This window comes from Pectobacterium aroidearum, from assembly GCF_015689195.1.
Lineage (GTDB): Bacteria > Pseudomonadota > Gammaproteobacteria > Enterobacterales > Enterobacteriaceae > Pectobacterium > Pectobacterium aroidearum.
The window spans coordinates 2,275,590-2,292,632 of the sequence record NZ_CP065044.1; the positions used below are offsets into that span (position 1 = coordinate 2,275,590).

Consider the following 17,043-nt stretch of genomic DNA (forward strand, 5'->3'; position numbering starts at 1 on the left):
ATCTTTATAGTCGCGGAAAACAAAAGCATTATACTCGAAATGGTTTGCGATTGGCGCGGGCTAAATATTCAAGTAGTATTGACACGCATCTTACAAGTCATTAACAAAATTGCGCTCGAAGGAGAGGTTAATGGAAAGCAAAGTAGTTGTACCGACAGAAGGTCAGAAAATCACGGTTGATGCTCAAGGCAAACTGGTTGTTCCAAACAATCCGGTTATTCCTTTTATCGAAGGTGACGGCATTGGTATCGATGTAACGCCTGCCATGATCAACGTCGTTGACGCCGCCGTGAAGAAAGCCTATCAGGGCAAGCGCGCGATTTCCTGGATGGAAATCTATACCGGTGAAAAATCCACGCAGGTTTACGGTAAAGATGTCTGGCTGCCAGACGAAACGCTGGATTTGATCCGTGAATACCGTGTGGCGATTAAGGGCCCGCTGACAACGCCAGTCGGCGGTGGTATTCGTTCTCTGAACGTTGCACTGCGCCAACAGCTGGATCTGTATGTTTGCCTGCGTCCGGTACGCTACTACGAAGGTACACCTAGCCCGGTTAAACAGCCTGAGCTGACCGACATGGTGATCTTCCGTGAAAACGCCGAAGACATTTATGCAGGTATCGAGTGGAAAGCGGGTTCTGCTGAAGCAGACAAAGTGATCAAATTCCTGCGTGAAGAAATGGGCGTTAACAAAATCCGTTTCCCTGAGCAGTGTGGTATCGGCGTGAAGCCGTGTTCCGAAGAAGGGACCAAACGTCTGGTTCGCGCCGCAATCGAATACGCGATCACCAACGACCGTGATTCCGTGACGCTGGTGCACAAAGGCAACATCATGAAATTCACCGAAGGCGCGTTTAAAGACTGGGGATACCAGTTGGCGCGTGAAGAATTCGGCGGTGAGCTGATCGATGGCGGCCCATGGGTGAAAATCAAGAACCCGAACACCGGTAAAGAGATCGTCGTAAAAGACGTAATCGCCGATGCATTCCTGCAACAAATCCTGCTGCGTCCTGCTGAATACGATGTGATCGCCTGTATGAACCTGAACGGTGACTACATTTCTGATGCCTTGGCGGCACAGGTTGGCGGTATCGGTATTGCCCCTGGCGCGAACATCGGTGACGAATGTGCACTGTTTGAAGCCACGCACGGTACGGCACCAAAATATGCCGGTCAGGATAAAGTGAACCCAGGTTCCGTTATTCTGTCTGCTGAAATGATGTTACGCCACCTGCAATGGTTCGAAGCGGCTGATCTTATTGTTAAGGGCGTTGAAGGCGCGATCAAGAACAAGACCGTGACTTACGATTTCGAACGTCTGATGGAAGGCGCTAAGCTGCGGAAATGTAGCGAGTTCGCGCAGGACATCATCGACAACATGTAATCTGCTATTCAGCGCAGATGAAAATCAGGGGCCAATTTGGCCCCTTTTTTTATGGATGACCAATGCTCTGTGAGCCGGGAATGAGCCGGAAATACATGTGCTCGGGAATCGGACTGTCCCAGCCGCCGCTGTACATCGCAAAACCGATCATGCCGAAAAGAATACCGAGTACCAGCACCGTCATCGTAATACCGGACAGCGCGGTTTGTCGCCATAGTGGTTTAGTTGCTTCGCTGTCTGCCTGCGAGCCTGAGGGTTTTGTAAGCGAAAAATGGAGCGTTGATGCCACCGGGCAGGATTCGACGCAGGTCATGCAGGCCGTGCATTCCGCCGTTCTCACCTGAATTAGCTTATCCACCGGAATGTTAGACGGGCAGGCTCTGGCGCACTTACCGCAGTCGATACAACTGGTGGTGTTGCGACGAATTTTGAAGGGGGACAGCAGCGAAAATATTCCCATGAGCGCACCGTAGGGACAGAGGTAGCGACACCAGAAATGACGGACAAACAGGCTGGCAAACGTGAAGAGAAAAACGCAAACCAGCGTGATAGTGCCGATATTGCGGAAGAAGCCGAGCATTTTAACGTCGGCGATCAGGCCATAGGGCGACATCAGGAACATATAAATGCTCTGTGCCGGCATCGATAAGGCGATATAAAGGAAAAAGCCTAGTAACAGATATTTCAGGCTGCGCAGCGGAATATCCAGCCACTTCGGAAGAATGAAGTGACGGCCAACTATTTTTTTCCCCAATGCACCTACCCATTCGGAAATCGTGCCGATAGGGCACAGCCAGGAACAGAAGGATTTTTTCAGCAACAGGCTAATAAGAATAAACGCAACAAGTAATAGCATTGACGCAAGGTGGATAGGGGGGAAATGGCCCGTTTCCCATGTGAACTTAGCGTTCATCAATCCAGCAATGGGCAGCCAGCTTTCAATGCCGCCTGGCCTTGTCATATAAAGGCTCGTCCCACCGGTTTCAAAGTAGCGAACCCAAAAATAGAAGGTGATACCGATATAAACGTTGATCGCCAGCAGAAGAATTTGTATTGCTCTACGCCAGGTCAGAGCATTGCGCCAATCGTTCCAGAGACGTTTACCGCCGATGGTTCCAGAACGGCGTTGCCACCGCTTTCTCGCTTTTTCACTCATTGCTCTCAATTGCCCCCATTTATTTTTTTCACTCGACACTCTCAACATGCCGGCGGGATTGTGGGGCAACGTTATCACGCGTTTAATAGTTAAAAATTGATTTGTGCATTATAAATGCAAGTTTATGATTTTTTTAGCTGAGTGATTTGAATAAGAAGAGGGGAAAGAGTGCAGGAAGATCAAAAATGCTGGAGATATAAAAAGAATGGATACGTAAACGTACCCATTCTATTAATTACCAAAAGTTACTATAGTTGTAGGTATCTACCATACATCAAATTGCATGTGTTGCACGGGATCCGCGTATAACAATACCTTGCTGCATTTGCCACAATTCTAATGATTTAATTTGTTTTTAATTAAAAATAGAAACTATCGTTGTTATTAGATCATCGTTTTTATTTTAATTATCGCCTGATTTTTTAATTTATGACTTTTTTGCATTATGCCTGAGAGTGTTGCTTGGCCTGTAATTCCTCTTTTCGCATTGTTCTGACAATCTTATAAATCCATTGCAGCGAGACATTATATTTTTTGGCCAGCGCACTGTGATTGCGCCCGTCAAATTCTTCATAGATTTGAAGATCGCGCTGAGAAGCACGCCAGGATATTCCCATTGGGAAATAAACGTTTTGTCCGCCCCAGACGGTCATCATATGTTTGGCAACGGCATTGCCGACCAGCTCGGCTGTTTGCGGATCCAACTCTGTGACGTTTTTGACCGTATCGGCCACGTGTTGAGAAAGTTCGACCAGAAGCTCAGGGCCTTTACTGCGAAATTGTGGTTCAGTCATAAATCACCTTATTGTTATGCATGTGTGTTGTTACTGACGTGAAAACTGGGTTGTTGCCTTTGCAGAGATTGCTCTGCTGCTATGTGTCTATTTAAAACTATAGTTGTTTTCATGTCAACATCTTTAGTTTTAATTTGAGTTGTTTTTGGTTGTAAAAAGAAATGACAACCTGCGAGGCTGCGCACATAAAAGGCCAGATGAAGGACAAAAAAATCCCGCCATAAAGGCGGGAAAGGAACACAGAGACAGGATGAATAACACAACATCAACAAGGGTTGATGAAACAATAGCATGGTGATTGTATAAAACTGTTGCGTGTGGGTAAGGTTATCTGGGAGAGGGTAAACGTTTTTTAGCGGCGCAGCGTTTATTCGTAACGCGGCTATTAGCGGCAGCAACACAAAGCCGGTGTCCGTATCGATCCACCGGCTTTGGTAAGAGGAAAAGAGAGACGACTATGGCACGGATACCGCCAGTATCGGGACTATAGCAGCACCGAATACCAGAATACGCGGCCAATGATCTCGACTTCTGATTCGTAAGCTTCTTCGTCAGCCTCGCGATTGAAGCTATGGATGACGAGAAGGCCGCCAGGTTTACGGTAAAGCTGCTTGATTCGCTTGAGCTTATCGTTACCACCGCCTTCCTGAGCGATAGCGTAGAGCTTTCCATCGATGATGCGTTTGTTGTTGGTATCAACCGCGACGGTGGTTCCATCTGGAATTATGGGTTCCATACTATCGCCAGCCGCCGGGAAACAAAGCACGCCCGAACCATCCGTATTGGCGCCAACCTTACGCAGCGTTGCTTTAGAAAAACGGAGTTTAAAGCCGTTGTAATCCTCGCTTTGAATGCGTCCGTCGCCGCAGGCAAACTCAATATCCTTTAAAAAGGGCACTTCCACCTCGTCCTCTGATAGTTCTGTCGTGCTGTCCCAAGCTGATACGGTGCCCCATTCTGATTTTGGCGGAATGCTCGATTCCTGAACTGGTCGAGTCACCCCGTCGCTACGCATTGGGTCTTCGCCGTTTGCCAACCATTCAGGGCGAACATGTAGTGCATTGGAAAGCTCAACAATTTTGGTTGTCTGCGACGCTTTCCCCACCTCGATCTTCTGTATGGCGGCCTGAGATACGCCAATCAGGTCGCCAAGCGCTTTTTGGCTAAGCCCCTGTGCGATTCTGGCGGTCTTTAATCGTTCTGCAAGTGTCGTTTTCATCCGTTCAATGTACAACTTAGGTTGTTGCTTATCAAGCAAGTATTAATCTTGTTTAAAAAAAACCAAAGTTATCTCTCATTGATAGGGGCAAGATTTGCTGATGAATACAACTTAGAAACGATTTAAGTTGTTTTTTGGGGGCAGCAAACTCGCTTGGATAAGTGAGACAACGTCGGCATTACTGACGACTATCAAAAATCCTAATAAATATCATGCAGTCATAGTATCATCTTATTCCACCCCTGATTTGCTTTAAAGGTGTATTTCACTTGATCTAAATCACAATCCGACCGCATGCATTTTGCTCTTATGAAAATCCCGCTGTGGGAAATATAACCAATCAATTCGTTTCATTAAGCATGCGCATGACTGCGTGTCGCGGAGGATGTATGTCTGTAATTCGCACGTGTTTAAGTCTGTTTGGTGGTGATACGGTAATTGTTCGATGTGCAAATACATTTGAAGTACAAATGAGCAATGGTGAACAGGAAGCGCTAGCTGAAGAGAATAGTGCTACGCAGGATTCTATTTGCTGCCATGCGGAAGGCGAAGTGTATTTAACGGTACCTTATACTGGGATTTGGGATGTCGTGATCCGAGCAAAAAATGACACACCTGAGCATTCAATAACCTATTTCCCTGCCTGATGATTCTCCGGTTGGTTATATTCTGTTAATAACTTGATAATATGTTGTCGTTATCCTGTCGTGAAGGCTTGAATATACCAACCGTTCCCTTTCTTTTTGGCCTCCATCGTTCAACGTTGTGAGTACGTCGCTATCTTTCTATTTCGCTTTTCATCTATCATCTTAATTGACACTTCCACTTGTTATTATTAATGATTCGAAGGGATGATAGAGTCTGGATCTTTTGCCATACTCAACACTCAGCCACCGCGCGTCGTGATTCTAGGCAAGAGAAGGGGCTTTGGTTTGATAACGCGGGCCCGCTGTTCTTATCGTGCTCATTGCTGCAACATTTTGGATTTATAGCTAAATTTTTGTCTAATCTGAACATTAAATACGATGGGAGGGGGGAACCCATGAGCCGTGCCCCAGTAAGCAAAGATGAAGACAAACGTCTTGCTGCTCTTCGTGAGTATGGAATTAAGAACGTATTATTTGACCCGAGTCTGAGTAACCTGATTAGCCTGGCCGCTAACATCTTTAATGTGCCCATCGTTTTGGTGTCGTTAGTGGAGGCTGAACGCCAACTGTTTGCTGCCAGCGTGGGGGTTCCTTTTTGTGAAACGTCTCGCGATATCTCTTTCTGTGCGCATACGATCCTGAAGAAAAAGATCATGGTGGTGCCTGATGCACTCAAGGATGCGCGTTTTAGAAATAACCCGCTGGTGGTGGGCGTTCCTTACATTCGTTTTTATGCTGGCATTCCTTTAATTACGCCGTCCGGGCATGCCATTGGCACCTTATGCATTATCGACTTGAAACCCCGATCGACATTCACTAAACGTGATGAGCATAATTTGCAGGATTTGGCTTCATTAGTGATGGACAAGCTGGAAATGCGGCGTCTGGAGCTGGCGCGTAAAGCCAGTCAGGTTCGTTTTGAAAATATTGCCAATACCTCGCCTGATACCATTCTGTGCGTTAATGAGAAGGGGATGATTACCTTCTGGAATACCGCTGCGGAACATATGCTGGAATATACTGACGAAGAAATCATTGGCCGCAGTATTAATACCATCGTGCCCGATGCCTTTGTTGTGCAGCTTAATCACCTGGTTACCGATCGTGATTCGCTGATGAAAGGCGTGACGCTGGAACTGAATGTGCAAGCCAAAAGCGGTAGCCTGGTTCCGGTTGAATTGTCGGTTTCAATGTGGGAAGACAACGACAATATTAGCTATGGCGCAATATTGCGTGACATTACAGAGCGGCGGCGCAACGAAGAACGCCTGTTTTTGCTGGCGCATTTGGATCCGTTAACCGGATTGGCAAACCGAACGCTGCTGACATCCAATCTGGAAACAGCGCTAAAGAATGAACCTGCGGTCTGCATCATGATGGTGGATCTGGACGGGTTTAAAGATGTGAATGACAGCCTGGGGCATTCCAGCGGCGATAATATTCTGGTGCACGTTGCTAAAAAAATAAAAGCTACGGTTCGCTCCGGTGATGTGGTGGCGCGAATGGGCGGGGATGAATTTGCGCTGTTGTTTCCCGGTCTGAATGATAAAAAAGTCGCGGGCAAAATTGCTGAGCAAATTATTCATGAAATTTCGCAGGCGATGATTATTGACGATCATCAAATCAATATTAGCGCCAGCATTGGCGCGGTGTTGTATCCAGAATATGGGCTGACCGTGCAGGATCTTTTGACCAGCGCGGATTTAGCACTGTATCAGGCGAAATCCGAAGGTCGAAACTGTTACCGCTTTTTTACGCGCGAACTGCTTGAAGTCTTTCAGGCCAAGCATGCCTTCCAGCTCGAGTTTGTGCGGGCTTACGAGCAGCATGAATTTGAGATGTTTTATCAGCCACAGGTGAAGCTGGCGACAAATGAGATTGTTGGCGCAGAGGCGCTGCTGCGCTGGCGTCACCCGGAAAGAGGGTTACTTAGCCCTGCCGCCTTTCTTACCGCGCTGGAGAATGGCCCGTGGGCTGAGCGAGTCGGTGATTGGATCGTCGAAACGGCATGCCGACAGGCGGCGGAATGGTGTCGGGAGAGTGACCGCTATTTCCGCATCAGCATTAATCTTTTCAGCGCACAGTTTCGTACCGGCATGTTGGCGCAAAAAATTATGGATATCCTTGCGCGTACAGGATTGCAGCCAAGCTCGCTGGAACTGGAAATCACGGAAAATATCATCCTGCGTTATGATGAAAATATGCTGCAACCGTTGAAGGCGCTGCGTGACGCGGGAATCGGTATTGCCTTTGATGACTATGGGACGGGCTATGCGTCGCTCAGTATGCTGAAAAACTACCCGGTGACGCGGTTGAAGATCGATCAGACTTTTGTCAGAACCATGTGTGAATCTCCGCCTGACGCGGCGATTGTCCGGGCGATCCTGTATCTCGGGAAAAGTTTTGGCTTGGGCGTAATTGCAGAGGGTGTGGAAACATTAGAACAGAGCGAACGACTGCGGGGCAAAGGGTGTGAGGAAGCACAGGGATACCTGTTTGGGCATCCGATGCCTGCGGAGGAGTTTACTCAGCTACTGAAATTGAATAAGCCCATAGACGTTTAAGTTCGTAAATAGACGGATAACGGTGTGCGAGCTCTCTTTTCTCAAAAGCCAGCGTTCGCTGGCTTTCATACTTTCGCGCTGCACACGAAGCTAACAGACTAAAAAGTGGAATCCGGATCACATTTTTTCTATAGTGCAGGCTTGTAAACCTGTACCGGATGTCCCGTGCACGAAATATTTGAGATGCTCCTTGCGGTCTTTGACCGCGCCGCGCTGATGCTGATTTGCCTGTTTTTCCTCACCAGAACACGCCAGTTCCGGCAATTACTGCAAAAAGAGCAACACTCGCCGGGAGAGCGAGCGACGGTGACCGCCATCTTTTCACTGTTTGCGCTGTTCGGTACCTATTCCGGTATTAATGTTGAAGGGTCGCTCGTCAACGTGCGCGTCATTGCCGTGATGTCTGGCGGTATTCTCTTCGGCCCCTGGGTGGGGATTGCGACGGGTATCATTGCGGGAGTGCACCGTTATCTCATTGATATCGATGGTATCACTTCCGTGCCTTGCCTGATTACCAGCATCATCGCCGGTATCACTTCTGGCTACATCAATAAGAAAGTCAAAAAAGAGCAGCAGTGGAGCATCGGGATTCTGGGCGGCATGTTGTGTGAGTCGTTAACTATGCTGCTGGTTGTGGCATGGGCGACGCCTATCGCGTTAGGGCTGGATATTGTTTCAAAAATTGCGGTGCCGATGATTCTCGGCTCTGTTTGTATTGGCCTGATCGTCTTGCTGGTACAGAGCGTGGCGAATGAAAAAGAGGTGATTGCTGCCAGGCAAGCCAAGCTCGCACTGGATATCGCGCATAAAACTCTGCCGTATTTCCGCAATATTAACAGTGATTCACTGACGGCTATCTGTCGCATTATTCGCACCGAGATTAATGCGGACGCGGTGGCGATAACGAATACGCAGCATATTCAGGCTTATGTGGGGATTGGGGAAGAAAAATATAATATCGGCCACGACATTATCAGTCCAATGACGCAACAGGCGATTCATGACGGGAAAATCATCATTAAAAATAATGATGAACAGCACCTGACGCCGGAAATCCATTCGATGATTGTCATTCCGTTGTGGGAACATGGGCAGGTGACCGGGACGCTGAAAATTTATTATCGTCATGCCCACAAAATTACCTATTCATTACGCGTGATGGCCGTCGGTTTATCACAAATCATGTCAACGCAAATTGAGGTATCCCGCACCGAGCAACTGCGTGATATGGCAAATAAGGCGGAACTGAGAGCGCTGCAAAGTAAAATCAATCCGCACTTTCTTTTTAATGCGCTGAACGCGATCTCCTCATCGATTCGTATTAATCCCGATACCGCGCGTCAGTTGGTGATCAATCTGTCTCGGTATTTGCGCTATAACCTTGAGCTTAACGATGATGCGCTGATCGATATAAAAAAAGAGCTGTACCAAATACAGGATTATATCGCGATTGAGCAGGCGCGATTTGGCGCCAAGCTCACGGTGATTTACGACATCGATGACGATCTGGCGTATAAGATCCCCAGCTTATTAATTCAGCCGCTGGTAGAAAACGCGATTGTGCATGGTATTCAGCCTTGCAGAGGTAAAGGAACCGTGGTGCTGTCCGTGAAGGAGCAGGGCGACAGATTGCTGGTGGCGGTAAAAGACACGGGGCACGGCATCAGTCAGGAAACGATGGATCGCGTCGCGCGCAATGAACTACCAGGGAATAAAATCGGCCTGCTGAATGTCCATCACCGGGTTCGCCTGCTCTATGGCGATGGTCTGCATATTCGCCGGTTGGAACCCGGAACCGAGATTTATTTCTACATCCCACGAGAAGATAAAATACCGTCGGCCTTGCCGGATACCGTTCAGGTGCCGCAGCCGGGATATTCTGCTGCTGAACAAACAGGAGGCAACCCATGAAAGCCATTATTGTTGAAGATGAGTTCCTCGCGCAGCAAGAGCTGAGTTACCTCATCAAACAGCACAGTAATATTACGATTGAGGCGACATTTGATGACGGACTGGATGTACTGAAGTATCTGCAACATAACGAGGTCGATGCGATCTTTCTGGATATCAATATTCCCTCGTTGGACGGCGTCTGGCTGGCGCAAAATATCAGCAAATTTGCACATAAGCCCTACATTATTTTTATTACCGCGTACAAAGAACATGCGGTGGAAGCCTTTGAGGTCGAAGCCTTTGATTACATTCTTAAGCCGTATCATGAATCACGTATTGTCACGATGCTGCGTAAGCTGGAAGCAACCTGGCAACAGCAGAAAATGGCATCCGCTGTCGAAACCGGCGCGGCGTCTGGCGCACCGAGAAGCGCACAGCACACCATTAACCTGATGAAAGACGAGCGAATTATCGTGACGGATATTAACAATATCTATTACGCCGCGGCGCAGGAAAAGGTCACGCTGGTTTATACCCGACGTGAGGAATTCATCATGCCGATGAATATTACGGAATTCTGTAGCCGTTTGCCGGAAGAGTACTTCTTCCGCTGCCACCGTTCTTACTGCGTCAACCTGACGAAAATCCGTGAAATTGTGCCGTGGTTTAACAATACTTATATCCTGCGATTGAACGATCTGGATTTTGAAGTGCCGGTAAGCCGGAGCAAGATAAAGGCATTCAGGTCATTGATGCGTCTTTAAAGGCATTTCATTCCGCGTTTCAGGCATCTCATTCCCCATTCGATCAACCACTGTCAGCCCGCTTGTATACTGGCCTCAGCCCATAAGCTGACAGTGTTTTGATAGATTTTTTCTTCTCCACATCAGCTTATATTTTTTAGCGTACCGAGTGAATCGGACCACTTTTTGATGTAGGGGAAAACCCATGAATACCAAACCTGCTAATCGGGGATTGATTGTCCTCGGAACCATTATCACCCAAATGGGACTTGGCACTATTTACACCTGGAGTTTGTTCAATCAGCCGCTGGTGGACAAATTTGGCTGGACGCTGAGTTCAGTAGCAACAACGTTTTCCATCACCAGTTTCTGTCTGGCATTTGCCACGCTATTTGCCGGTAAGTTTCAGGAGCGTATTGGTCTGCGTCGTTTGACCATGGTTGCTGGTATTGCGCTCGGGGCAGGGCTGATGGCGAGTGCGGTGAGCCCGTCGCTGACGCTGATTTATCTGCTAATGGGCGTGGTTGTTGGTTTTGCTGACGGTACGGCTTACATCACGACGCTGTCCAACCTGATCAAATGGTTCCCTAATCGCAAAGGGTTAATCGCGGGGATTTCTGTTGGCGCATTTGGTACCGGAAGTCTGCTGTTCAAATACGTAAACAGCTTTTTGATTGCGGAAGTCGGTGTGTCGGAAGCCTTTTTCTACTGGGGCGTTATCGTCATGGCGATGATTCTGGTCGGCAGCTCACTGCTGAAAGAGCCTGCTGCGGTTCAGGTTCAACAGACTGCGGTTCAGGGACAGACGCGTGATTTCTCGCTGGCTGAAATGTTGGCAACGAAAGAATCGTATTTGCTGTTTATTATCTTCTTCACCGCATGCATGAGTGGCCTGTATTTGATCGGTATTGTAAAAGATATCGGTGTACAAATGGCCGGAATGGATATGGCGATGGCGGCGAATGCCGTGTCGGCGATTGCAATTTTTAATACCGTGGGACGTATTGTGCTTGGCGCGCTTTCTGACAGTGTCGGGCGTATGCGGGTAATCAGCTTTACGCTGTTCGTGACGATTCTCGCGGTCTCCGTGATGACATTCCTGCCGCTGAATCCGGTGCTGTTCTTTATCTGTGTCAGCGCGATTGCTTTCTGCTTTGGTGGCAATATTACGGTATTCCCTGCGATTGTCGGCGACTTCTTTGGCCTGAAAAATCACAGCAAAAACTACGGCGTCATTTATCAGGGATTCGGCATTGGCGCGTTGTCTGGCTCGTTTATCGCCGCTCAGCTAGGGGGCTTCCAGGCTACATTTATGGCAATCATCATTATGTCTGTCGTTTCTCTGCTGATTACCTTGTGGGTCAAACCACCTAAACATCAACCGGTCAGCACTTCACTACGTGCGGATATGGCACACGCACAAAGTTAATTGCATATCGTGGCGGGCAGACGACGTTCTGCTCGCCACAAGATTGTCCTGTCATAGCCCTCTCTTACTTGCTGAAATATCGCGATACAGTTCACCACTTCCCCAGTCATCTCCATGTCACAGGTAAATCCTAGCGTCGTTATCAGCGCCGCATTTTCCTAAAACACATTTTCCAAAACGACACTTTCCTAAAAGCAGCGATTTTTTCCTAAAAACAAAGAGTACCGGAGAAAACATCATGACGATTCGGTTTAGGTTCACGTCCGTTTTTCTGATGCTGTTAAATATGGTCTTGCTCGTCCCGCTGTCTGCCAGGGCAGCCGTTGAACTGACGTTTTGGCATGGCATGGACAGTAACCTGAACACGGAATTGATACGGTTGGTCAACCGATTTAACGAATCTCAGACCCTGTACCATGTTGAACCCATCTATAAGGGCAGCTATGAACAGACGCTGGCCGCGGGTATTGCCGCTTATCGCACCGGTAACGCCCCGGATATTTTGCAGGTTTATGATGTTGGTACGCCGAATATGATACACAGCGGGGCGGTTATCCCGGTGTTCGACCTGTTCAAACAGGTGGGTATCGATAATGACGAAAAAGCCTTTCTGCCCGCAGTGGCGCTGTTTTACAGCGACAGCCAGACCGGACATCTGATTTCCCAGCCGTTTAACAGTTCAACGCCCGTTCTTTACTACAACAAAGATGCGTTTATTAAGGCAGGGCTCGATCCTGATAAGCCACCGCGAACCTGGAATGAGCTGGAGTACGATGCGGCGCGATTGCGTCAGAGTGGGATGACGTGCGGCTACACGAATGCGGGGCAGCAGGGCTGGATATTACTGGAAGCGTTTAGCGTGTGGAACGGGCTGCCGATCGCGACGAAAAACAATGGTTTCGACGGTGTCGATGCGCATCTGTTGGTGAACGGTCCGTTGCAGGTCGCACACATTACCCAGCTTGCGGAGATGATGAAAAAGAACGAATTCAGCTATTTCGGCCGCAATGATGAGGGTACTGCGCGCTTTTATAACGGCGACTGCGGCATCTTGACCACCTCGTCGGGCGGGCTACGCAAGATTCAGAACTATGCCAAATTTCACTACGGTGTTGGCATGCTGCCCTACAGTGAAGAGGTTAAAGGCGCGCCACAGAATACGTTTATCGGCGGAGCAAGCCTTTGGGTCATGAAAGGGAAAGCGACCTCGCATTATCAAGGTATTGCTGAATTCCTGCATTTCCTGACGCTGCCGGAAAATGCGGCCGAATGGCATCAGATGACGGGCTATCTACCGGTGACACAACCCGCTTACGAACTCACGCGCGAGCAGGGGTTTTATGTCAGATACCCCGGCAGCGATGTTGCTATGAAACAGCTTACCAATAAACCGCCACTGCCTTATACGCGCGGGTTCCGCTTGGGCAATATGCCGCAAATTCGCACCATCATGGATGAAGAGTTGGAGAAAGTCTGGGCAGAACAGGAAACGCCACAACAGGCGCTGGACAATGTGGTTTCGCGGGGCGATCTCCTGTTGCAGCATTTCGCGCAGTCGGTTTCCCGTCATTCGTGATATTCCCCGTTTATTTGGAGCTTTCGACTGATGACAAAGCACAATAAAGGTATGACTCAGAGTGTGATCGCGGCGCAAAATGCGACGGTTCTGGCCGTCGCACATCGCGGCGTTTGGGCATCGGCACCGGAAAATTCGCTGGCAGCGCTACGCGAGGCGATTCGTCTGGGCGTTGATATCGTAGAGATTGATGCGCAATTGACGGCAGATAGCCACGTTGTGGTGATTCATGATGACACGCTCGATCGCACGAGCGATATGCGCGGTCACGTTAGCCAGATGACGCTAGCCGAAATTCGTCGAGCGCGTCTGCGCGGGAGTGACGGCGATTTGGCATGGCCATTGAGTGACGAAAAGGTGCCGCTGTTGTATGAAGTTCTCGAAGAGGCGCGAGGACGGGTTGTCATCAACGTGGATGTTAAACATGTGCGAGAATTTGATGTGATCGCCCGCGATATTCGCGATAAAGGTTTGAGTTCCGGCGTGATCATGAAAAGTCCGGTTGATCTTGCTTCTGCCTCTTTTCCCATTGCATCACCGTCGCGGGATACCCAGATACCCTATATGCCGATGATCCACCTCAAGCGGGGAGAAACTGCCGACATTCTGAGGCAGGTTGATGACATTGGCATCGCTATTGTGGAGGCCAATTTTGATCATATTGATGCAGTGATCGAAGCGTATGCCGAGTTTCAACGGCTTGGGGTGAGGATTTGGGTGAATACGCTGGATTGCTCGCATTCTCTCGACTATAGCGATACGCGCGCCTTAGCGGATCCGGAGGCCGTATGGGGAGCATTAATTCACGCTGGGGTGGGGGCAATTCAGGTCGATCACGCTGATGCGTTTATTGATTTTCGATCGGCGCTGTCGCGCTGATTTGCCGCAGGATTAACAGCAGGCAGGACGCTGCTTTCCTTTTGAAAAATGTAAAGTTATGTGGATTTAGTAACTGAAAAGTTAAGAATGCTTGAAAATGCCACGGCAACCCATACGATGTAGGTGTTGCAAACTTTATTTTTCTGCGAGAGGAAATCAGACCTTTATGATGCGTATTGCGCTTTTCCTGATCACCAACCTGGCGGTGATGTTGGTTTTCGGGCTGGTACTCAGCCTGACGGGAATTCAGTCCAGCAGTGTCCAGGGCTTAATGATTATGGCTGGGCTGTTTGGCTTTGGCGGTGCGTTTGTTTCACTGCTGATGTCTAAATGGATGGCGTTACGGTCCGTTGGCGGTGAAGTCATTGAACAACCACGTAACGAAACTGAACGTTGGCTGGTGGAAACCGTTCGTACACAGTCACAGCAGGCAGGGATCGCGATGCCGCAAGTGGCAATCTACCATGCGCCGGACATCAATGCGTTTGCGACGGGCGCCCGCCGTGATGCATCGCTGGTGGCAGTCAGTACCGGTTTGTTGCAAAACATGAGCCGTGACGAAGCAGAAGCTGTTATCGCGCATGAAATCAGCCACATCGCAAATGGTGACATGGTGACCATGACGTTGGTTCAGGGGATAGTGAACACTTTCGTTATCTTCGTTTCTCGTCTGATCGCTCAGGTCGTTTCCGGTTTCCTGTCCGGCAACCGTGATGAAGGTGAAAGCAGTAACGGCAACCCGCTGGTTTATTTTGCTGTCGCAACCGTGCTGGAACTGGTGTTTGGTATTCTTGCCAGCATTATTACCATGTGGTTCTCACGCTACCGTGAATTCCATGCGGATGCGGGTTCCGCCAAGCTGGTGGGGCGTGAGAAAATGATCGCTGCACTGCAGCGCCTGAAGACCAGTTATGAACCGCAAGAGGAAAGCAGCATGATGGCTTTCTGTATCAACGGTAAATCAAAATCCTTCAGCGAACTGTTTATGTCTCACCCGCCGTTGGATAAGCGCATTGAAGCGCTGCGCTCCGGTGATTACCTGAAGTAATTCACGATATTCTCTTCCCAAAGGCCCATTCGGGCCTTTGTTATTTCTGCGTTTATTGATTTAGCCAACCTGTGCTTTCTCTCTCCATGTGTTTTCATTAGATCTGAAACAGGTGGTGAAAAGAGAAAGAATGTTTTATAAAATAAAACCACGATCACGGAAAAATGAAACATTGTTTCTATAATGCCGATATAACAGGCGTCTCGCGTGAGATTGGTGGCCTGATTTTTGAACAACCGATGTCGGGGTAACCCGTTTGTCTGGCGTTCGGAATGTCAGGTTGTCGAAGAGTATCTGCGTGTGGCGTCAGATTCTTCATGACAAGTTCTAAGGATTTACGGATGGCCAAAGGTAACAAGATCCCCCTAACGTTCCATACCTACCAGGATTCAGCAACCGGCACCGAAGTTGTGCGTTTAACCCCGCCCGATGTTATCTGCCATCGCAATTATTTCTACCAGAAGTGTTTCTTCAACGACGGCAGCAAGCTGCTGTTTGGTGCTGCGTTTGACGGCCCGTGGAACTACTATCTGCTGGATTTAAAAGAGCAGAGCGCTACGCAGTTGACAGAAGGTAAAGGCGACAACACCTTCGGTGGTTTCCTGTCTCCGAATGACGATGCGCTGTATTACGTTAAAAATACCCGTAATCTGATGCGTGTCGATCTGGCTACGCTGGAAGAGAAAACAATTTATCAGGTGCCTGACGATTGGGTCGGCTACGGTACCTGGGTTGCCAACTCCGATTGCACCAAAATGGTCGGTATTGAAATCAAAAAAGAAGACTGGAAACCACTGACCGATTGGAAAAAATTCCAGGAATTCTACTTCACTAATCCTTGCTGCCGCCTGATTCGTGTCGATTTGGTCACAGGCGAAGCGCAGACTATCCTTCAGGAAAATCAGTGGCTGGGTCACCCAATCTACCGTCCGGGTGATGACAACACGGTTGCTTTCTGCCACGAAGGCCCGCATGACTTGGTTGATGCCCGTATGTGGTTCATCAACGAAGATGGCACCAACATGCGTAAAGTGAAAGAGCATGCTGAAGGCGAAAGCTGCACCCACGAATTCTGGGTACCAGATGGTTCCGCGATGATCTATGTCTCTTACCTTAAAGACGACAGCAATCGCTATATCCGCAGCATCGATCCGGTTACGCTGGAAGATCGTCAACTGCGTGTCATGCCTCCGTGTTCTCACCTGATGAGTAACTATGATGGCACGCTGTTGGTTGGTGACGGTTCCGATGCACCAGTAGACGTACAGGACGATGGCGGCTACAAAATCGAGAACGACCCGTTCCTGTATGTTTTCAACCTGAAAACCGGCAAAGAACACCGTATTGCACAGCACAATACATCATGGGAAGTATTGGAAGGGGATCGTCAGGTAACTCACCCACATCCTTCTTTCACGCCGGATAATAAACAAGTCCTGTTTACTTCTGACGTAGATGGCAAACCTGCGCTGTATCTGGCGAAGGTTCCTGATTCAGTCTGGAACTAATAATACTAATAAATCCGCGTCACATTTTATGGCGCGGATTATTTTAAAATATTTACTTACATATTATTTTATTAAGTCTCTGACGCGGTTATTTCTCAAACTTAACTTGATTATCGTTATTGCTCCATTGCCATAATCAAAGCGTTCCCTTTATACTAAAACCATTGTTCTATTTTTTTTAAAACAAAAAAACCTGAGTAGGG

Annotated in this window: 13 protein-coding genes; 10 read left to right on the forward strand and 3 right to left on the reverse strand. The window is 48.5% G+C overall.

Annotated features, from left to right (window positions below; translation table 11 throughout):
• Positions 1–130 precede the first annotated feature (130 nt).
• Complete coding sequence (icd, locus tag I2D83_RS10195; RefSeq protein WP_015840115.1) at positions 131–1,384, forward strand: NADP-dependent isocitrate dehydrogenase; 1,254 nt, start codon at positions 131–133, stop codon at positions 1,382–1,384.
• Between the two features lie 49 nt (positions 1,385–1,433).
• Here icd and I2D83_RS10200 read toward each other — a convergent pair whose 3' ends face one another.
• The 3 genes from I2D83_RS10200 to I2D83_RS10210 all read right to left on the reverse strand — a co-directional run bounded on the left by I2D83_RS10200 (position 1,434) and on the right by I2D83_RS10210 (position 4,553).
• Positions 1,434–2,540, reverse strand: coding sequence for a 4Fe-4S binding protein (locus I2D83_RS10200; RefSeq protein ID WP_205948042.1), 1,107 nt, complete (start codon positions 2,538–2,540; stop codon positions 1,434–1,436).
• 443 nt (positions 2,541–2,983) lie between these two features.
• A complete protein-coding gene (locus tag I2D83_RS10205) occupies positions 2,984–3,334 on the reverse strand; it encodes a Mor transcription activator family protein (protein ID WP_180776898.1) in 351 nt (116 codons plus the stop codon).
• 484 nt (positions 3,335–3,818) lie between these two features.
• Positions 3,819–4,553 carry an XRE family transcriptional regulator gene (locus tag I2D83_RS10210; RefSeq protein ID WP_180776897.1) on the reverse strand — a complete coding sequence of 245 codons (735 nt, stop codon included), beginning with the start codon at positions 4,551–4,553 and terminating at the stop codon, positions 3,819–3,821.
• 389 nt (positions 4,554–4,942) lie between these two features.
• Here I2D83_RS10210 and I2D83_RS10215 point away from each other — a divergent pair, with 389 nt between their 5' ends.
• The 9 genes from I2D83_RS10215 to ogl all read left to right on the forward strand — a co-directional run bounded on the left by I2D83_RS10215 (position 4,943) and on the right by ogl (position 16,840).
• Positions 4,943–5,200: a hypothetical protein gene (locus I2D83_RS10215; RefSeq protein ID WP_015840119.1), complete on the forward strand. Its 258-nt coding sequence runs from the start codon at positions 4,943–4,945 to the stop codon at positions 5,198–5,200.
• 395 nt (positions 5,201–5,595) lie between these two features.
• The gene (locus tag I2D83_RS10220) at positions 5,596–7,764 is read left to right on the forward strand and encodes a sensor domain-containing phosphodiesterase (RefSeq protein ID WP_181828455.1); all 2,169 of its coding nucleotides are present in this window, start codon (positions 5,596–5,598) and stop codon (positions 7,762–7,764) included.
• A gap of 165 nt (positions 7,765–7,929) precedes the next feature.
• Positions 7,930–9,675, forward strand: coding sequence for a sensor histidine kinase (locus tag I2D83_RS10225; protein ID WP_205948043.1), 1,746 nt, complete (start codon positions 7,930–7,932; stop codon positions 9,673–9,675).
• Complete coding sequence (locus tag I2D83_RS10230) at positions 9,672–10,421, forward strand: LytR/AlgR family response regulator transcription factor (protein WP_182099653.1); 750 nt, start codon at positions 9,672–9,674, stop codon at positions 10,419–10,421. The genes I2D83_RS10225 and I2D83_RS10230 overlap by 4 nt, the downstream gene beginning before the upstream one ends.
• Positions 10,422–10,605: 184 nt before the next feature.
• Positions 10,606–11,829 carry an L-lactate MFS transporter gene (locus tag I2D83_RS10235; RefSeq protein ID WP_205948044.1) on the forward strand — a complete coding sequence of 408 codons (1,224 nt, stop codon included), beginning with the start codon at positions 10,606–10,608 and terminating at the stop codon, positions 11,827–11,829.
• Positions 11,830–12,067: 238 nt separating this feature from the next.
• Positions 12,068–13,405 carry a sn-glycerol-3-phosphate ABC transporter substrate-binding protein UgpB gene (ugpB, locus tag I2D83_RS10240; RefSeq protein ID WP_205948045.1) on the forward strand — a complete coding sequence of 446 codons (1,338 nt, stop codon included), beginning with the start codon at positions 12,068–12,070 and terminating at the stop codon, positions 13,403–13,405.
• A gap of 30 nt (positions 13,406–13,435) precedes the next feature.
• Positions 13,436–14,284 (forward strand): glycerophosphodiester phosphodiesterase family protein, encoded by an 849-nt coding sequence (locus I2D83_RS10245; protein ID WP_205948046.1) that lies wholly within the window; start codon positions 13,436–13,438, stop codon positions 14,282–14,284.
• A 166-nt stretch (positions 14,285–14,450) separates the two neighbouring features.
• Positions 14,451–15,332: a protease HtpX gene (htpX, locus tag I2D83_RS10250; protein ID WP_015840126.1), complete on the forward strand. Its 882-nt coding sequence runs from the start codon at positions 14,451–14,453 to the stop codon at positions 15,330–15,332.
• Between the two features lie 341 nt (positions 15,333–15,673).
• Positions 15,674–16,840 (forward strand): oligogalacturonate lyase, encoded by a 1,167-nt coding sequence (gene ogl, locus I2D83_RS10255; RefSeq protein ID WP_015840127.1) that lies wholly within the window; start codon positions 15,674–15,676, stop codon positions 16,838–16,840.
• Positions 16,841–17,043: the final 203 nt, after the last annotated feature.